Source organism: Kluyvera intermedia (assembly GCF_034424175.1).
GTDB lineage: Bacteria > Pseudomonadota > Gammaproteobacteria > Enterobacterales > Enterobacteriaceae > Kluyvera > Kluyvera intermedia.
Map to the genome: position 1 here is coordinate 139,271 of NZ_CP139986.1, position 16,022 is coordinate 155,292.

The 16,022-nt window shown below is 50.3% G+C and carries 16 protein-coding genes; 9 read left to right on the top strand and 7 right to left on the bottom strand.

Annotated features, from left to right (window positions below; translation table 11 throughout):
• Position 1: 1 nt before the first annotated feature.
• Together U0026_RS00670 and U0026_RS00675 are read left to right on the top strand one after the other, a co-directional pair.
• Positions 2-1,021: a glycosyltransferase family 8 protein gene (locus tag U0026_RS00670; RefSeq protein ID WP_062775859.1), complete on the top strand. Its 1,020-nt coding sequence runs from the start codon at positions 2-4 to the stop codon at positions 1,019-1,021.
• Positions 1,022-1,047: 26 nt separating this feature from the next.
• Positions 1,048-1,833 carry a glycosyltransferase family 25 protein gene (locus U0026_RS00675; RefSeq protein WP_062775857.1) on the top strand — a complete coding sequence of 262 codons (786 nt, stop codon included), beginning with the start codon at positions 1,048-1,050 and terminating at the stop codon, positions 1,831-1,833.
• A 35-nt stretch (positions 1,834-1,868) separates the two neighbouring features.
• On the opposite strand, the gene U0026_RS00680 is transcribed toward U0026_RS00675, so the two are convergent.
• From U0026_RS00680 to rfaD, 4 genes are read right to left on the bottom strand one after another with little or no spacing between them, the layout of a single operon-like run.
• On the bottom strand, positions 1,869-3,113 hold the full coding sequence (locus U0026_RS00680; RefSeq protein ID WP_062775855.1) for an O-antigen ligase family protein: 1,245 nt from the start codon (positions 3,111-3,113) through the stop codon (positions 1,869-1,871).
• Between the two features lie 27 nt (positions 3,114-3,140).
• Entirely contained in the window at positions 3,141-4,118 is a 978-nt protein-coding gene (gene rfaC / locus U0026_RS00685; RefSeq protein WP_062775853.1) for a lipopolysaccharide heptosyltransferase RfaC, read from the bottom strand.
• A 3-nt stretch (positions 4,119-4,121) separates the two neighbouring features.
• Positions 4,122-5,168, bottom strand: a complete 1,047-nt coding sequence (gene rfaF, locus U0026_RS00690; RefSeq protein WP_062775851.1) for an ADP-heptose--LPS heptosyltransferase RfaF — start codon at positions 5,166-5,168, stop codon at positions 4,122-4,124.
• 9 nt (positions 5,169-5,177) lie between these two features.
• On the bottom strand, positions 5,178-6,110 hold the full coding sequence (gene rfaD / locus U0026_RS00695; RefSeq protein WP_062775849.1) for an ADP-glyceromanno-heptose 6-epimerase: 933 nt from the start codon (positions 6,108-6,110) through the stop codon (positions 5,178-5,180).
• Positions 6,111-6,326: 216 nt separating this feature from the next.
• Between rfaD and kbl the strand changes: the two genes are divergently transcribed.
• The 3 genes from kbl to U0026_RS00710 all read left to right on the top strand — a co-directional run bounded on the left by kbl (position 6,327) and on the right by U0026_RS00710 (position 9,654).
• Positions 6,327-7,523, top strand: a complete 1,197-nt coding sequence (gene kbl / locus U0026_RS00700; RefSeq protein WP_062775847.1) for a glycine C-acetyltransferase — start codon at positions 6,327-6,329, stop codon at positions 7,521-7,523.
• A gap of 9 nt (positions 7,524-7,532) precedes the next feature.
• On the top strand, positions 7,533-8,558 hold the full coding sequence (tdh, locus tag U0026_RS00705; RefSeq protein ID WP_062775846.1) for an L-threonine 3-dehydrogenase: 1,026 nt from the start codon (positions 7,533-7,535) through the stop codon (positions 8,556-8,558).
• Between the two features lie 145 nt (positions 8,559-8,703).
• Positions 8,704-9,654, top strand: a complete 951-nt coding sequence (locus U0026_RS00710) for a glycosyltransferase (RefSeq protein WP_062775843.1) — start codon at positions 8,704-8,706, stop codon at positions 9,652-9,654.
• Positions 9,655-9,707: 53 nt separating this feature from the next.
• On the opposite strand, the gene U0026_RS00715 is transcribed toward U0026_RS00710, so the two are convergent.
• From U0026_RS00715 to gpmM, 3 genes are read right to left on the bottom strand one after another with little or no spacing between them, the layout of a single operon-like run.
• The gene (locus U0026_RS00715; protein ID WP_062775841.1) at positions 9,708-10,628 is read right to left on the bottom strand and encodes a divergent polysaccharide deacetylase family protein; all 921 of its coding nucleotides are present in this window, start codon (positions 10,626-10,628) and stop codon (positions 9,708-9,710) included.
• A 3-nt stretch (positions 10,629-10,631) separates the two neighbouring features.
• Positions 10,632-11,903 (bottom strand): murein hydrolase activator EnvC, encoded by a 1,272-nt coding sequence (gene envC / locus U0026_RS00720; protein ID WP_062775839.1) that lies wholly within the window; start codon positions 11,901-11,903, stop codon positions 10,632-10,634.
• A 9-nt stretch (positions 11,904-11,912) separates the two neighbouring features.
• Positions 11,913-13,460 carry a 2,3-bisphosphoglycerate-independent phosphoglycerate mutase gene (gpmM, locus tag U0026_RS00725; protein ID WP_062775836.1) on the bottom strand — a complete coding sequence of 516 codons (1,548 nt, stop codon included), beginning with the start codon at positions 13,458-13,460 and terminating at the stop codon, positions 11,913-11,915.
• A gap of 248 nt (positions 13,461-13,708) precedes the next feature.
• Between gpmM and U0026_RS00730 the strand changes: the two genes are divergently transcribed.
• From U0026_RS00730 to gpsA, 4 genes are all read left to right on the top strand, one after another.
• A complete protein-coding gene (locus tag U0026_RS00730; RefSeq protein WP_062775834.1) occupies positions 13,709-14,140 on the top strand; it encodes a rhodanese-like domain-containing protein in 432 nt (143 codons plus the stop codon).
• A 38-nt stretch (positions 14,141-14,178) separates the two neighbouring features.
• The gene (grxC, locus tag U0026_RS00735) at positions 14,179-14,430 is read left to right on the top strand and encodes a glutaredoxin 3 (protein WP_062775832.1); all 252 of its coding nucleotides are present in this window, start codon (positions 14,179-14,181) and stop codon (positions 14,428-14,430) included.
• A gap of 84 nt (positions 14,431-14,514) precedes the next feature.
• On the top strand, positions 14,515-14,982 hold the full coding sequence (gene secB, locus U0026_RS00740; RefSeq protein WP_062775830.1) for a protein-export chaperone SecB: 468 nt from the start codon (positions 14,515-14,517) through the stop codon (positions 14,980-14,982).
• Positions 14,982-16,001, top strand: a complete 1,020-nt coding sequence (gene gpsA, locus U0026_RS00745; protein WP_062775828.1) for an NAD(P)H-dependent glycerol-3-phosphate dehydrogenase — start codon at positions 14,982-14,984, stop codon at positions 15,999-16,001. Before secB ends, gpsA begins: the two co-directional genes overlap by 1 nt.
• Positions 16,002-16,022: the final 21 nt, after the last annotated feature.

Genomic DNA, 16,022 nt, shown 5'->3' on the forward strand with positions numbered 1-16,022 from the left:
AATGAACGCACTTGCGAAGTTCGTTGAGAAAAAATACTCATTTGTATCTAGTACGTTATCCACGAGTGAAGGCCGCAGCTTTCATATCGCATATGGGACGGATGCAAATTATCAAATGGGCGCTGCAATATCTATTGCGTCAATCCTTGAGAATAACAAATCAAAAGCAATAAGTTATCACTTCCATATTTTTACGGACTCTGTTTCAAAAGAGTATGCCGAGAGATTGAAGTCAATTGCTGAGCCTTTCGGCGCTTCAGTTTATCTTTATACCATTGATGACAGTGTTCTTGATAATCTGCCTGCAAGCGTAGTATGGCCTTTATCTATCTATTATAGAATATTGGCCTTTGATTATCTTTATCAGATGAGTGACACCCTTCTTTACCTTGATTCTGATGTTATTTGCAAGAATGATATCAGAGAACTTGAGGATCTCGAACTGGGTGATAACTTTGCAGCAGTTGTACCCGATGTTGAGGCATTGCAGAATAAAAACCAGCAGCGGTTATCTTTTGATTTCCAGAATAAATATTTTAACTCAGGTGTTATTTACGCTAATTTGAAGCAGTGGAATGAAGGCCATTGTTCTGATAAAATATTTTCTCTGATTCAAAGTGAAGGGCAAACTGGTAAATTGAAGTATCCAGACCAGGATGCGTTAAATATAATATTCTTTGGGCAATTGATATATCTCGATAGAAAATATAATGCTATCTATCCCTTGAAGTCAGAGTTTGAGCGTAAAGATAAGAACTATTATAAAAGTTTCATCAAAGATGAAACGGTATTTATTCACTACACAGGTATCACCAAGCCATGGCATGAATGGGCTGAATATGAAGCTTCGATTTATTTTCGTGCAATATATAAGTTAACCCCATGGAAGGATGAAAGTTATTTAAAATCCAAATCGACAGTGGAATATAGAGAAGAATATAAGCATTGTTTATACCAAAAACGCTATATCAAAGCGTTGCGTTCTTTATTCTTTTATCGAAAGAATAAACTTCTAAAATAATTTTCAGTGTAATCATACCGATGCCTATGAATGAGAATTTCCCCGTATTCGTCATCTCACTTAAAAGTGATATTGAGCGTAGAGAGAAGATCGCTAAGCTTTTAGATGATGTAAACATTGATTTCGAGTTTTTCGATGCTATTGATTATCGAAGTGATAAATTTAAGGGTATAAGAAATAGTGCGTCTGCTAATTCTCACGCAAAATACGTAGATATGACCGAACCAGAAATGGCTTGTACGCTAAGTCATCTCGCGGTGTATCAGCAGATTATTGATAGAAATCTTCAGTGGGCTCTGGTACTGGAAGATGATGTTCATTTTGACCGCAGACTGTCTGATGTTGTGCATGCGCTGTCTTTGTCAACGTCCTCTCTGAAGCAGGGATGTTCTTATGTTCTGGGTGGGCAGCAAGGCACTTCAGATTACCAACTCTTTGGTTTAAGCCTACGCCATATCGTAAAAATTGGTGGTATTTGGTTCCGGAAGGTGACGTATAAGAAACATAAAGTCACCCGAACCTGTAGTTATATTGTTGATCAAAGATATTGCCAGCAGGCATTAAAGCTATTTTCCTCTCATGGCTTTTATTTGATTGATGATCGAAAAATTCTTTTTGATAACGACGTGATGGATGATATCTATTTTTGCGATATAGTCACACACCCTCTTGTTAATATCTCAAATTCACACCTTGAATTGAGTAGAGTTAATAAGAATAAAGGAGTGTGCGTAAAGAAAAGAAATGTGATTATAGCTTATATACTTTCGCTTCGTTATAGAATTAGGGTTTTTCTAGGTAGCTTTATTTAATGAAAAGGGCCAGATTAATCATCTGGCCCTTTTTTTTAGTTCTGGGATTTGTTATTCATTAAAGAACACATCAGTACCAGCGTCAGTAACCATGCGAGTGGTATCGGGGTTGAGTATGTCAAAGTATCGCTTAAGCTAAACATCATCATGGCCACGACATAAGTATACATCAATGGGAAGTGTTGCTTATGGATATAAATAATGACAGCAAGCAGAAATAGAATGTTTAAGGTAACGCCTAACCAGCCAGTGGTGGATAACGTATCAATCAATTGATTGTGCAGGTGAACATTAAGATAATGGCGTGCACCAGAGAGATCTTTATTATTAGCGATGATGCTTTTGATCTTCTCGTTACGTTCTTCTAATGGCTGCCCTATAACGTTATTATACGACGACTCAAAACCCGTTTTATACATGGCAAAGCGTGCGCCAACGGATGTTTCTGAGTTATTGGCATTATATTTGATAATGTCCGCTGTTAAATCATTTACCCTTTTTACGATGGGTTTATGCAGTACGGAAGCAGACACGACAGCAAGTGCTAGAAATGCATAAATACACATTTTTTTCTGTTTGCTGCTATACCCCTGTACTTCTTTCCAGAAAATAAATGCAAAGAGAATCGGGTAGGTGATCATTCCTGCTCGTGTTGCTGTGGCAGAAATAGCAATGAAACTGGCAAATCCTATCAATATGAGCAATGGTAACCTGTATTTATTGACCAGTGTTGATACGGTTATCAATGAATATAGGGAAATGAATGTGATAGTGTATGCAGCCGCTGGTGCACCAGGCCCATATGTCAGTGAGAGTATTGCTCTGGTATCATGGAGAATAAAATATTGGTAGCACGAGTAAACTATGTAGACAGCGATAACCAGTAACGAAATCGCCAAATGAGCATAGTTTGTTAGCTTTTTGAACTGCTCTCTTGCCGTTGAAATAACGGGGATGGTAAATGCTGAAAATATCCCAACGAGGCTCCAGTCGCGATAGTTCATGTAAGCGCCGACATATTCAGAATCAGGGGTTTTATATATCCTGAACCACGCAAAATATAATACCGATAAAACAAGAAGACTGATTGCTATATATATAGTATCAGACTTAAGGTACTTGCGTGGTGAAATGAAAATAACCAACAACGCCACTTCCCCGGCGATTCTCAAGGATTTCATTGCAAAATCTTGTTGAAAGGGAAGAAGTAATAATGCGAGGAAACACAATCCTGTAGTGATCGTGTAAAACACATTATCAGCAACTTTTTTGCTCATCATATAATAAAATTCCACAATATATTTAAGTTAAGATATTGATTGATTTAGTATTTTTTTGATAAAAGGCCAGACCTCTTTTGCAGAAAGATCGGTAAGATTGTGAGAAGTGGAGCAACATGCTTCCTGATTCTTCCCATAACCGCCAATCAATCCTGGGTCTGTTGGCCCATACAGCGTCATATTCGGACGATCCAGGGCGGCGGTCAGGTGACTTAGCCCGGTATCGACTGAAATAACAAACTTTGCCCCTGCCAGCATATGCGCCACTTCTTCAAGACTCAGGCGCGGCAGAACCTCCACGTAATCAAACCCTTGTGCCAATCGCTTCGCTCTGGCTTCTTCATGAGGCGCGCCCCATGGCAATTTGATGCGTAGCCCTTCCTCTTTCAGCAGCCCAATCAATTCGCGCCAATGCACTTCTGGCCAATGCTTGTCATCACGCGTTGTCGCATGTAAGAAGACGCAGTAAGGCATTCCGTCTGACGTGAGAGAGCGCTGGAAATGCTGCGCAATTGCATAGTCACCCTGAGATTCCGGTTTCGCATACCCCAGACTTTTAGCGAACAGTTCGCGCGTGCGTTCGACGGCATGCTGTTGCCTGGCGATATGGTGACGACGGTTGTAAAACAGGCTTGCTAGTGGCTCACGCGCCGTCTGCCAGTCCATCCCATGCTTGATGCCGTGCGCTAGACGGGTGACCAGCGCGGCACTTTTCACCAGACCCTGAGCATCGATGATGACGTCATAATTTTCCGCCTGCACCGCATCACGAAACGCTTTTCGCTCAACCTTAATGGGGGCGGAAAACCACGCTTTACGCCAGCGACGAATCGCTACAGGGATGACGCGATCCACGGCTTCATGCCAGGAAGGAATTTGCGCGAAGCCTTCTTCAACGACCCAATCAAAACGGATGCCTGGAATGGCCCGCATCGCGTCAGTTAACGCTGGCAGCGTGTGCAAGACATCACCCATTGAAGAGGTTTTAACAATCAGAACCCGCATGCGTCAGTCTTCCTCGCCTGACAGCAGAGCATTGAGCTCTTCCAGCACGCGGGCTGGAGTGATGTCGATAAGGCTTTGATGATAGCCCTGCGCTGAATCGCCTTTACGCACCTTGAGGTAGCCGGTAATCAGACGAATCACGCGGGCCTTGTTTGACAGCGGCGGAGTAAAGTCCGGGCTGCTTGGGCCATATAGCGCCACCAGTGGACGGTTGAGCGCTGCGGCGACGTGCATAAGACCGGAGTCGTTGGTCACCACGGCTTTACACGCGGCAAGCAAGATAACTGCCTGTTCCAGCTGGGTTTCCCCGGCCAGATTACGGCACCAGACTTTTTGTTCGTCACTGAGCGAGGCGATAATTTCATTGCCCGCGTCGTTATCTTTGGCTGAGCCGAAAAGCACAATCTGATGACCTTCGTCGATCAACTGCTTTGCAAGCGTCGCGTAGTGATAATGCGGCCAGCGTTTTGCCGGGCCGAATTCAGCGCCAGGGCAAAAGCCAATCATCGGGCGGTCGCTTGAGAGCGAGAAGGCGTTGCAGGTCAGTGATTTCTCACCTTCATGGACCTGTAGCTGAGGCCATAGCAGCGGCTGTGGCAGATCTTTGGCGCAACGCATGACACCTTTATCGTAGGCCAGCGCCACGTAGCGCTCGACCATCAGCGGCCACGCGTCTTTGTCCAGCACGCGCGCATCGTTAAGCAGGCCATAACGCATTTCACCGCGCCAGCCGGTACGCAGCGGAATGCCCGCGAAGAACGGCACCAGTGCTGATTTAAAAGAGTTTGGCAGGACATAGGCGCGATCATAGCGCCGCTCGCGCAGGCTATGACCAAGCTTGCGCCGTTCGCCAACTTCCAGCGCACCATGCCCAAGCGGCATGGCGATAGCTTCGTTGACTTCCGGCATTCGCGACAACAACGGACGGCACCACGCGGGTGCCATCACGTCGATTATCGCCTGGGGATAGCGCGCCTTGAGCGTGCGATAGAGACTTTGCGACATCATCATGTCGCCCACCCATGACGGGCCGACCACCAGTATTTTCATGCTGACTTCTTACGCTTCGCGGTTCAACCAGGCCATATATTCCGTTACGCCTTCGGCGACGGTCTTGAACGGCTTATCGTAGCCAGCGGCACGCAGGTTGGTCAGATCGGCCTGCGTAAATGCCTGATAGCGGCCTTTCAGTTTATCCGGGAATGGAATGTACTCAATGCTGCCTTTTTTGTGGAACGCCAGGGTTGCATCAGCCACCGCCTGGAAGGACTCAGCACGGCCGGTACCGAGGTTGAAGATACCGGAGACACCGTTTTCCCAGAACCACAGGTTCACGGCTGCTACATCGCCCACATAGACGAAATCACGCTTGAAGCTGTCGCTGCCCTCAAACAGTTTCGGGCTTTCGCCGTTGTTTAACTGGGTGTTCAGGTGGAAGGCCACGCTCGCCATGCTGCCTTTGTGGCCTTCACGCGGGCCATAGACGTTGAAGTAGCGGAAACCAACGATAGGGGAATCCACTTCCGGCATAATACGGCGGACATATTCGTCGAACAGGAATTTAGAGTAACCGTAGACGTTCAGCGGTTTTTCAAACTCGCGGGACTCGATAAAGTCGCTCGTGCGGCCGCCGTAGGTTGCGGCAGAAGAGGCGTACAGGAACGGAATTTCACGCTCCAGGCAGTAATGCAGCAGCTCTTTGGAGTACTGATAGTTGTTATCCATCACATACTTACCGTCCCACTCGGTGGTGGAGGAGCAAGCACCTTCGTGGAAGACCGCTTCAATCTCACCGAACTCTTCACCGGCCATAATCTGGATCAGAAAATCTTCTTTATCCATGTAATCGGAGATGTCCAGATCGACCAGGTTCACGAACTTGGTGCCGTCTTTCAGGTTATCCACCACCAGAATGTCGGTGATGCCTTTGTCATTGAGCGCTTTCACGATGTTGCTGCCGATGAAGCCAGCACCGCCGGTAACGATGATCATAACTGTAACCTTTGAATTGTGAGTGCCCCGGACTATCCCGGACACGAATGTCTATTATCATATCATCACATTGCCAGGGCTTCAGCCTTTCACCCTGCAGCGAACCCAAGCCACGTGATTTATGCTGCAAATAATTCATTCAGACATGCATCATCTCGTATCAGAGTATAGCTTTGGGTAATATGTTCCAAATTTTACCGAATCTGGAGAGTTGCAATGCGTGGTGATTTCTACAAGCAGTTAACGAATGACCTGGAGACCGCTCGTGCGGAAGGTCTGTTCAAAGAAGAACGTATTATCACCTCCGCCCAGCAAGCGGATATCACGGTGGGTGATGGTAGTCACGTTATCAACTTCTGCGCCAATAACTATCTTGGCCTGGCCAACCACCCTGAACTGATTAACGCCGCGAAAGCGGGCATGGACAGCCACGGTTTTGGCATGGCGTCTGTACGTTTCATTTGCGGCACTCAAGACACCCACAAAGTGCTTGAGAAGAAGCTGGCTGGCTTCCTGGGTATGGAAGATGCCATTCTGTATTCCTCCTGTTTCGACGCTAACGGCGGCCTGTTTGAAACCCTGCTGGGCGCAGAAGATGCCATCATTTCCGATGCGCTAAATCATGCTTCCATCATCGATGGGGTACGTCTGTGCAAAGCAAAACGCTTGCGCTACGCCAATAATGATATGCAAGAACTGGAAGCTCGCCTGAAAGAAGCGCGCGAAGCTGGTGCGCGTCATGTGCTGATTGCCACCGACGGCGTTTTCTCAATGGACGGCGTGATTGCCAACCTCAAAGGCGTGTGCGATCTGGCAGACAAATATGATGCGCTGGTGATGGTCGATGACTCTCATGCCGTCGGCTTTGTGGGCGAAAACGGTCGTGGTTCTCATGAATACTGTGAAGTGATGGGGCGCGTAGACATCATCACCGGCACGCTGGGTAAAGCCCTGGGCGGCGCATCCGGTGGTTACACCGCCGCGCGTAAAGAGGTGGTGGAGTGGCTGCGTCAGCGTTCGCGCCCGTACCTATTCTCCAACTCCCTGGCACCGGCCATCGTTGCCGCCTCTATTAAAGTTCTTGAGATGGTGGAGTCAGGCGCTGAACTGCGCGACCAGCTGTGGGCTAACGCCCGTCTGTTCCGCGAAAAAATGAGTGCGGCAGGCTTCACTCTGGCCGGTGCCGATCACGCCATTATCCCGGTGATGCTGGGTGATGCGGTTATCGCGCAGAACTTCGCCCGTGAGCTGCAAAAAGAAGGGATCTACGTGACCGGGTTCTTCTTCCCGGTGGTACCAAAAGGTCAAGCGCGTATTCGCACCCAGATGTCGGCGGCGCATACGACGGAACAAATTGAACGTGCGGTGGCAGCCTTTACCCGCATCGGTAAACAACTGGGCGTGATTGCCTAAGGGTGTGAGATGAAAGCGTTATCTAAACTGAAAGCGGAAGAAGGGATCTGGATGACCGATGTTCCTGAACCGGAACTCGGCCATAATGACCTGCTGATTAAGATCCGTAAGACCGCAATCTGTGGTACCGATGTGCATATCTATAACTGGGATGAATGGTCTCAGAAGACGATTCCTGTCCCAATGGTTGTGGGGCATGAATACGTTGGTGAAGTGGTCGGTATCGGCCAGGAAGTGCGTGGGTTCAAGATTGGTGACCGTGTTTCTGGTGAAGGTCATATTACCTGTGGGCATTGCCGTAACTGCCGTGCAGGCCGTACGCATCTGTGCCGCAATACCATCGGCGTGGGCGTAAACCGCCAGGGCTGTTTTGCTGAGCATTTGGTGATCCCAGCCTTTAACGCTTTCAAGATTCCGGACAACATCTCCGACGATCTGGCCTCTATTTTCGACCCGTTCGGCAATGCCGTTCACACAGCGCTCTCCTTCGATCTTGTGGGTGAAGATGTGCTGGTCTCCGGCGCAGGTCCTATTGGCGTGATGGCGGCCGCAGTCGCTAAACACGTGGGCGCACGTAATGTCGTTATCACTGACGTTAACGAATACCGTCTGGAGCTGGCGCGCAAAATGGGCGTGACGCGTGCGGTAAACGTCTCGAAAGAAAACCTCAACGACGTGATGGCCGAACTGGGCATGACCGAAGGTTTCGATGTAGGCCTGGAAATGTCCGGCGCACCACCGGCGTTCCGTTCAATGCTCGATACCATGAACCACGGCGGCCGTATCGCAATGCTGGGGATTCCGCCATCCGATATGTCCATCGACTGGACGAAAGTTATCTTTAAGGGTCTGTTTATTAAAGGTATCTATGGTCGTGAAATGTTCGAAACCTGGTATAAAATGGCAGCATTGATTCAGTCTGGTCTGGATCTGTCCCCAATTATCACCCACCGTTTCAGCATTGATGATTTCCAGAAGGGCTTTGACGCGATGCGTTCCGGTCAGTCCGGTAAAGTGATTCTGAGCTGGGATTAATCATATACACCTCATCCTTCAAGTGCCTCGATGCAACGTGAAGGGTTTTGTGTTTAAAAGGCCTGGAGAATGCGCCAGGCCTTTTATTTTCGCGACAATCTCTAGTAGGCTAGTGCCAGTTGAATTTTTACTGTAAAGGGCGAGTATGACCAGCCAGACAATCGATGTGAGTGTCATTATTCCGGTTTATAACGGCGAAAAAAGCATTAAACAGATGGTTGACGATGTTTTAGCCGAGCAAAGAGTGTCATTGGAGTTAATCGTTATTGATGACGGCTCGACGGATAATACGCTAAACATTCTCTCTTCTATTACCGACAGTCGGCTCAAAGTTCTTACTCAAAAAAACAGCGGCGTATATGTTGCTCGAAATGCGGGACTGGCTGCGCATAACGGTAAATGGCTTATTCTTCTGGATGCGGATGATGAAATTCATCCGGATATGATTTACTCACGATTCTCTTTAGCTGAACAAAACGACTGTGATGTACTGGTGGCGAATGGCATGTTTACCGCTGCACGTCAAAATCATCGTGGCCACCTTGTTCATTCACGACAAGTTTATAACCAGCCACAGCGCGGCTTTGAGTGGATTAACCATGCGGTGAAAGTGCGTGAATGGCCTCATTATATCTGGTTGCAGATTATTCGCTCAGAATACATCAAAAAGAATAATATCGATTTCCATATTGGTAGCAGCCATAAAGATATTCTCTGGACAACCGAGTTGGCGCTGGCGAATGGGACGTTTTATATCGCGGAAACCGCTGATTATTACTATATAAAAAATACCGAATCCATTACTAACCATACACGTTACTACGATCCTCGCGCCTACAGTTATATTGATATCATCAGTAAATTGATTGCTTATGCAAAGCGAGAAGAATATGCGCCAGTACGCCGTTCATTGCTGATTCATGCGCTCAAAGAGAGTGGGCATTTCCTCGGTCTGTATCGCCGCAAAATACAAGACCGGACGGCAGTACGACAGAAGTTTAATGAAATGATTAGCCTTGTTGACCTGGCAAAAGGGGTTACCGATATGCACAGCGCCTGGTTCCTGTTCCGCCTGTGGCTAAAAATGCGGGCATAAAGCCCGAAACAGAAAAAAACCGCGAGATCGCGGTTTTTTGCTTTAGAGGCTGTCTACCACCCTTGCCACTGCAACTGCATATACTGCACCAGCGTGCTGTGAGTAATGCTCTCGCTTAGCACGTTGAAGAAGCGATTAGCGTAAACCGGCTCCAGCGGTTTCTTCGGTTTGCAGAGCTTCACGCCGCGGAACGGATTACGCGGTGCGGTGGGCTGAGTTTGTGGCGTATCGCGGCCTGGCCTTGAGGTATCGACCTGCGGCTCATTGAGCAGGCTGCTCGGGCGCACTAACGTGATATCTGGGGGCAGGTTATAAACCATCTGCTGAAGTACGCGCACGGTAGTCGGATGCGGGTGGCCGATGGCAATGGCCGAGCCGTTGCGTCTGGCAAGCGCAATAGCGCGATTAAACTGTACGCGGATATCCGCCTCATTTTGCGTGTCATCAAGGAACACGCGACGCTTAATCACCTTCACACCGGTACCGTTAGCTGCCCGCATTGCCTGGCTGTTACCGATGGTCATGCTGTCGAGAAAATAGAGATTGTAGCGGCCGAGCGCCTGCATCACCTTTTCCATACCAGGTAGGCTGGAGGTCATCGCGCTGCCCATGTGGTTGTTCAGACCCACGGCATACGGCACTTTATCCACGGCTTCGCGAATAATCCGCTCGATTTCATCCTGGCTCATCTCTGGGCGCAATGTATCTTTTTCCAGCGGCTGCTTGCTGAGTGGCGCCATAGGTAGGTGGATGAGCACCTCGCGCCCGCTATTATGTGCCTTGGTGGCCATTTCGCGGGCGTGTGGCGCATTGGGTAAAACGGCGACGGAAATGGCAGACGGTAGCGCCAGCACCTGATTTTCCTGGTGCGGACGGTAACCAAAATCATCGATAACGATAGACAGTTTTCCGGCATAGCCTGGTGCAGCTAATGCCAGAGAACTCAGAAGAACGACCTGGCGAAATTGAAGCAAAACTTATCTTCCCAACCACGGCAGTGGATTGACCGCCTGACCCTGGCGGCGAATTTCGAAATAAAGTGATGGTCGACCTTGACCGCCACTGTTGCCCACCAGAGCAATAGGCTGTCCGGCACGAACCTGTGTGCCAACGCTGACTAGTGCGCTCTGGTTGTAACCGTAAAGGCTCATATCGCCTTTACCATGCTCGATCACGACCACAAGACCATAACCCTGCAGCCAGTCGGCAAGGATGACGCGCCCATCGGCAATGGCTTTCACTTCGGTGCCTTCCGATGCGCTAATCACCATCCCCTTCCAACGTAGCTCACCTTGCAGCTGTTCGCCATAACGATGCAGTGTAGTACCGCGAACTGGCCAGTAAGCCTGACCGCGCGGCGAGCCGAGGCCACCGGTACGCGACATCAGTGAACGTTCGCTTTCGGAAGGTTTGTAGGTGGTGCCTTTACGGGTTGCTTCCTGCTGGCGACTACGCACCGCATCGGCTTCCCGGGCTTCACGTTCGGCGCGGGCTTTTGCCGCGGCAGCCGCACGTGCAATGCTATTACGCAGGCGTGATTCGTTAGCCCGCAGTTCGCCTAACTGCTGCTGCCCCTGCTGGATAGAGGACTCCAGTCCGGAGAGGGTTTTCTGACGTTCATTACGCGCTTGCTCCAGTTTGGCCTGCTGGGCGCGTTGTTCGTACAGCAACGTTTGCTGTTGGCTTTGCTTCTCTTCAAGCTCAGTTTTCTGTGCAGCAACCTGCTCGCGCGTCTCTTTGAGCTCGGCGATGGTTTCCTGACGTGCCTGATTGAGATAGCCAAAATAAGCCTGCAGACGCTGTCCACGCTGGCTCTCTTCACCGCTAAGGATGAGCTGAATACCAGTATGCTCGCCCTGACGAAATGCCGCATCTAATTGGGCGGCCAGATTGCGCTCCTGCGCCTGCCGCTGTTTTTCCAGCTTAGCGATAGAGGCGTTCATTTCGGCAATTTGTGCATTGAGCTGCGCCAGCGAGTTTTGTGTTTCGCGTAGCTGACGGGCGGCCACGGAAATGGCTTGTTCCTGAGCTTTGAGTTGGGCTAAGAGGGTAGAGCGCTGCTGCTGCTGTTGGCGTACCGCGCGCTCTTTGGCGGCGATATCGGCCTGAATAGATTGTAGCTGTGAGCGGTCATCCGCATGGGCGGGCGCGGCGCACAGCAATACGCCAGCGCTAAGCGCGCTGGCGTACAACGAGGACCGAAGCGCTGCTCCGGCCCATTTAATAGAATAAATCGCCTTTCCCCTCATGGGGAGGGATTATTCCACGATGAACAGCGGCTTACCAGTCATCTGTTGCGGGATTTCCATCCCCATCAGCGTCAGCATGGTTGGCGCGATATCAGAGAGCTTACCGCCTTCCACCGCTTTCACGGATTTATCGCCAACGTAGATCAGCGGAACCGGCAGGCTGGTGTGCGCGGTGTGTGCCTGGCCGGTAGCCGGGTCACGCATCTGCTCAGCGTTGCCGTGGTCAGCGGTGACCAGCAGTTGGCCGCCCACTTTTTCGATAGCGTGGGTGACTTCATCCAGGCAATGATCCAGCGCTTCAACCGCTTTCACTGCTGCTTCCATTACGCCGGTATGACCAACCATATCGCCGTTAGGATAGTTACAAATGATGGTGTCGTACTTACCGCTTTCGATAGCGGAAACCAGTTTCTCGGTCAGCTCAGCGGAGCTCATTTCTGGCTGCAGGTCGTAGGTTGCGACTTTCGGAGAGTTGATCAGAATGCGATCTTCGCCTTTGAACGGGTCTTCTACGCCGCCGTTGAAGAAGAAGGTCACGTGCGCGTATTTCTCGGTTTCGGAGATGCGCAGCTGCGTTTTGTCGTGCTTCGCCATCCACTCGCCGTAGGTATTTTCCAGAGATGCTGGTGGGTAAGCGCTTGGTGCTTTGATGTCTGCTGCGTATTCAGTCAGCATGATGAAATCGCCCAGCTTCACTTCTTTGCGACGCTTGAAGCCGTCGAAATCAGCGTTAACGAATGCGCGGGTAATTTCACGTGCACGGTCAGCACGGAAGTTCATGAAGATCAGCGCATCGCCGTCTTCCATGGCTGCATCGGCCTGGCCTTCAGTACGGATGACGGTTGCTTTTACAAATTCGTCATTCTCGTCACGGGCATAAGCTGCTTCCAGCGCGGCAACAGCGGTATCTGCCTGGAACTGGCCTTTAGCTTCAACCAGCAGGTTGTAAGCTTCTTCAACGCGATCCCAGCGGTTGTCACGATCCATCGCGTAGTAACGGCCAATAACAGACGCTACGCGGCCTTTGCCCAGTGCGGCAAATTTCTCTTCGAATGCCTGCAGGGAGCCTTTAGCGCTGCGCGGCGGAGTGTCACGACCATCAAGGAAGGCGTGCAGGTATATTTTTTCGGCCCCGCGTTCAGCGGCCAGTTCAACCATCGCCATGATGTGTGCTTCATGACTGTGAACGCCACCGGCGGACAGCAGGCCCATGATGTGCACGGCTTTACCCGCAGCAACAGCTTTATCGACGGCACCAGAAAGCACAGGGTTTGTGAAGAAAGTACGTTCTTTAATTTCAACGTCGAGACGGGTCAGGTCCTGATAAACAATGCGACCCGCGCCCAGGTTGACGTGACCCACTTCGGAGTTGCCCATCTGACCATCAGGCAGACCCACTTCCAGACCTGATGCCTGGATCAGGGTATGCGGACGTTTTGCCCACAGCGCATCCATAACCGGAGTTTTTGCGCTGAAAATAGCGTTATCCTGCTGCTCTTCGCGGTAGCCGTAGCCATCCAGGATCACCAGTACCATAGGTTTTTTAGAAACCGACATTGCGACAACCTCATGCTCAAAAGACAGAAAATTTGCGTAATTTTACTACAGCTGAATCGATAAAATAACAATGAGAGATCAAAGAAAGCGGGGAGATGATGGGCGAAAAGCGCACATTTTTCTCCTTTTTTCCGTAGCACGCCGCAGAAAATACATTACATCACGCGCGCTGGCTGTATTTGCGCCACGCCGCAGGTATACTCCTTCCCTGGTTTTTAAACATTACACGTCGGGAGCTGTTACCCCCCATGCAAGAGATTATGCAATTTGTTGGTCGTCACCCTGTCCTGAGTATCGCGTGGATCGCGCTGCTGGCGGCCGTGCTGTTCACCACCTTTAAAGGGCTGATGTCCAAAGTTAAAGTCATCACCCGCGGTGAAGTGACGCGTTTGATTAACAAAGAAGACGCGGTGGTTGTTGACCTGCGCCAGCGTGACGATTTCCGTAAAGGCCACATTGCCGGTTCCCTGAACCTGCTGCCGGCTGAAATCAAAGCCAACAACGTCGGCGAGCTGGAAAAGCACAAAGACAAGCCGGTCATCGTGACCGACGGTTCCGGTATGCAAGCCACTGAATCAGCTAGCTTGTTGCTGAAAGCGGGTTTTGAAAAAGTCTTCGTACTCAAAGAGGGTATCGCTGGCTGGAGCGGTGAAAACCTGCCTCTGGTTCGCGGTAAGTAAGACCTGCTCACTTATCGGGTAAAGTCAGGAGAGACCTAATGGCGAAGATTGAAATCTATACCAAAGCGACATGCCCTTATTGCCATCGTGCAAAAGCGCTGCTGTCAGCAAAAGGCGTTTCTTTCGAAGAACTGCCTATTGATGGTAACGCCGAAAAGCGCGAAGAGATGATTCAGCGCAGCGGTCGCACGACGGTTCCACAGATTTTTATTGATGCACAGCACATTGGCGGCTGTGACGACTTGTATGCGCTTGATGCTCGTGGTGGACTCGATCCCCTGCTGAAATAATGCTTTATTAAGCGCTCACGCCTGCCCTTTGCGGGCGTGAGGCATACCGCCTATTTTAAGGACAACACGAAAGGGTTTTTACACATGTCAGAACAAAACAACGCAGAAATGGCTTTCCAGATCCAACGCATCTACACCAAAGACGTTTCTTTCGAAGCGCCAAATGCACCGCAGGTTTTCCAGAAAGATTGGCAACCAGAGGTTAAACTTGATCTTGATACCGCATCCAACCAACTGGCTGAAGGCGTGTATGAAGTGGTGCTGCGTGTCACCGTAACGGCGACTCTGGGCGAAGAAACTGCGTTCCTGTGCGAAACTCAGCAGGCGGGTATCTTCTCCATTGAAGGTATCGAAGGGAATCAGATGGCCCATTGCCTGGGTGCATACTGCCCGAACATCCTGTTCCCGTATGCGCGTGAATGCATCACCAGCCTGGTTTCCCGTGGGACTTTCCCACAGCTGAACCTTGCGCCAGTTAACTTTGATGCGCTGTTCATGAACTATCTGCAACAGCAGGCTGGCGAAGGTGCAGAACAACATCAGGATGCCTGATGAACGCACTTAAAGCTTCAATGACTGTGATCGGTGCCGGCTCGTACGGCACCGCTCTTGCCATTACCGTGGCAAGAAATGGCCACCCGGTTGTACTCTGGGGCCACGATCCAAAACATGTCGCAACGCTACAGCACGATCGCTGTAACGTGGCATTCCTGCCTGACGTTCCGTTCCCCGACACGCTCCATCTCGAAAGCGACTTAGCGACAGCGCTTGCTGCTAGCCGAGATATTCTGGTGGTAGTGCCAAGCCATGTCTTTGGCGATGTGCTTCGTCAGATGAAACCGCTGCTGCGTGCAGATGCGCGCGTAGTGTGGGCGACGAAAGGGCTGGAAGCTGAAACAGGCCGTCTGCTGCAAGAAGTTGCGCGTGAAGCGCTGGGGGATGATATCCCGCTGGCGGTGATTTCTGGCCCAACCTTTGCAAAAGAACTGGCGGCAGGCTTGCCGACCGCGATTTCGCTGGCGGCGACTGACCCGGTCTTTGCCGACGATTTGCAGCAACAGCTGCATTGTGGCAAGAGTTTCCGCGTCTACAGTAACCCGGATTTCATCGGTGTCCAGTTGGGCGGTGCGGTGAAAAACGTGATTGCGATTGGCGCGGGTATCTCTGATGGCATCGGTTTTGGCGCCAATGCGCGTACGGCACTTATCACCCGCGGGCTGACCGAAATGTCACGTCTGGGTGTTGCGTTAGGCGCAGATCCTGTGACCTTTATGGGCATGGCTGGACTGGGCGATTTAGTGCTGACCTGTACCGACAACCAGTCGCGCAACCGTCGTTTCGGCATGGCGCTGGGGAAAGGCGCGCAGGTGCAAGAAGCGCAGGACACCATTGGCCAGGTGGTCGAAGGTTACCGTAATACCAAAGAAGTTCGCGAGTTGGCGCACCGTCTGGGTGTCGAAATGCCAATAACCGAGGAAATTTATCAGGTATTATATTGCGGAAAAAGTGCGCGCGAGGCAGCATTGACCTTATTAGGTCGTGCACGCAAGGATGAGCATAGCGGCAACTAATCGCAGGGAACCTGTGTCATC

Excerpts from the sequence above, each read along its gene's own strand:
- kbl (WP_062775847.1), top strand. The coding sequence starts at position 6,327 with ATGCGTGGTGATTTCTACAAGCAGTTAACGAATGACCTGGAGACCGCT.
- tdh (WP_062775846.1), top strand. The coding sequence starts at position 7,533 with ATGAAAGCGTTATCTAAACTGAAAGCGGAAGAAGGGATCTGGATGACC.
- rfaC (WP_062775853.1), bottom strand. The coding sequence starts at position 4,118 with ATGCGGGTTCTGATTGTTAAAACCTCTTCAATGGGTGATGTCTTGCAC.
- gpsA (WP_062775828.1), top strand. The coding sequence starts at position 14,982 with ATGAACGCACTTAAAGCTTCAATGACTGTGATCGGTGCCGGCTCGTAC.
- gpmM (WP_062775836.1), bottom strand. The coding sequence starts at position 13,460 with ATGTCGGTTTCTAAAAAACCTATGGTACTGGTGATCCTGGATGGCTAC.
- U0026_RS00675 (WP_062775857.1), top strand. The coding sequence starts at position 1,048 with ATGAATGAGAATTTCCCCGTATTCGTCATCTCACTTAAAAGTGATATT.
- U0026_RS00680 (WP_062775855.1), bottom strand. The coding sequence starts at position 3,113 with ATGATGAGCAAAAAAGTTGCTGATAATGTGTTTTACACGATCACTACA.
- envC (WP_062775839.1), bottom strand. The coding sequence starts at position 11,903 with ATGAGGGGAAAGGCGATTTATTCTATTAAATGGGCCGGAGCAGCGCTT.
- U0026_RS00730 (WP_062775834.1), top strand. The coding sequence starts at position 13,709 with ATGCAAGAGATTATGCAATTTGTTGGTCGTCACCCTGTCCTGAGTATC.
- U0026_RS00670 (WP_062775859.1), top strand. The coding sequence starts at position 2 with ATGAACGCACTTGCGAAGTTCGTTGAGAAAAAATACTCATTTGTATCT.
- U0026_RS00710 (WP_062775843.1), top strand. The coding sequence starts at position 8,704 with ATGACCAGCCAGACAATCGATGTGAGTGTCATTATTCCGGTTTATAAC.
- secB (WP_062775830.1), top strand. The coding sequence starts at position 14,515 with ATGTCAGAACAAAACAACGCAGAAATGGCTTTCCAGATCCAACGCATC.
- rfaD (WP_062775849.1), bottom strand. The coding sequence starts at position 6,110 with ATGATCATCGTTACCGGCGGTGCTGGCTTCATCGGCAGCAACATCGTG.
- rfaF (WP_062775851.1), bottom strand. The coding sequence starts at position 5,168 with ATGAAAATACTGGTGGTCGGCCCGTCATGGGTGGGCGACATGATGATG.
- grxC (WP_062775832.1), top strand. The coding sequence starts at position 14,179 with ATGGCGAAGATTGAAATCTATACCAAAGCGACATGCCCTTATTGCCAT.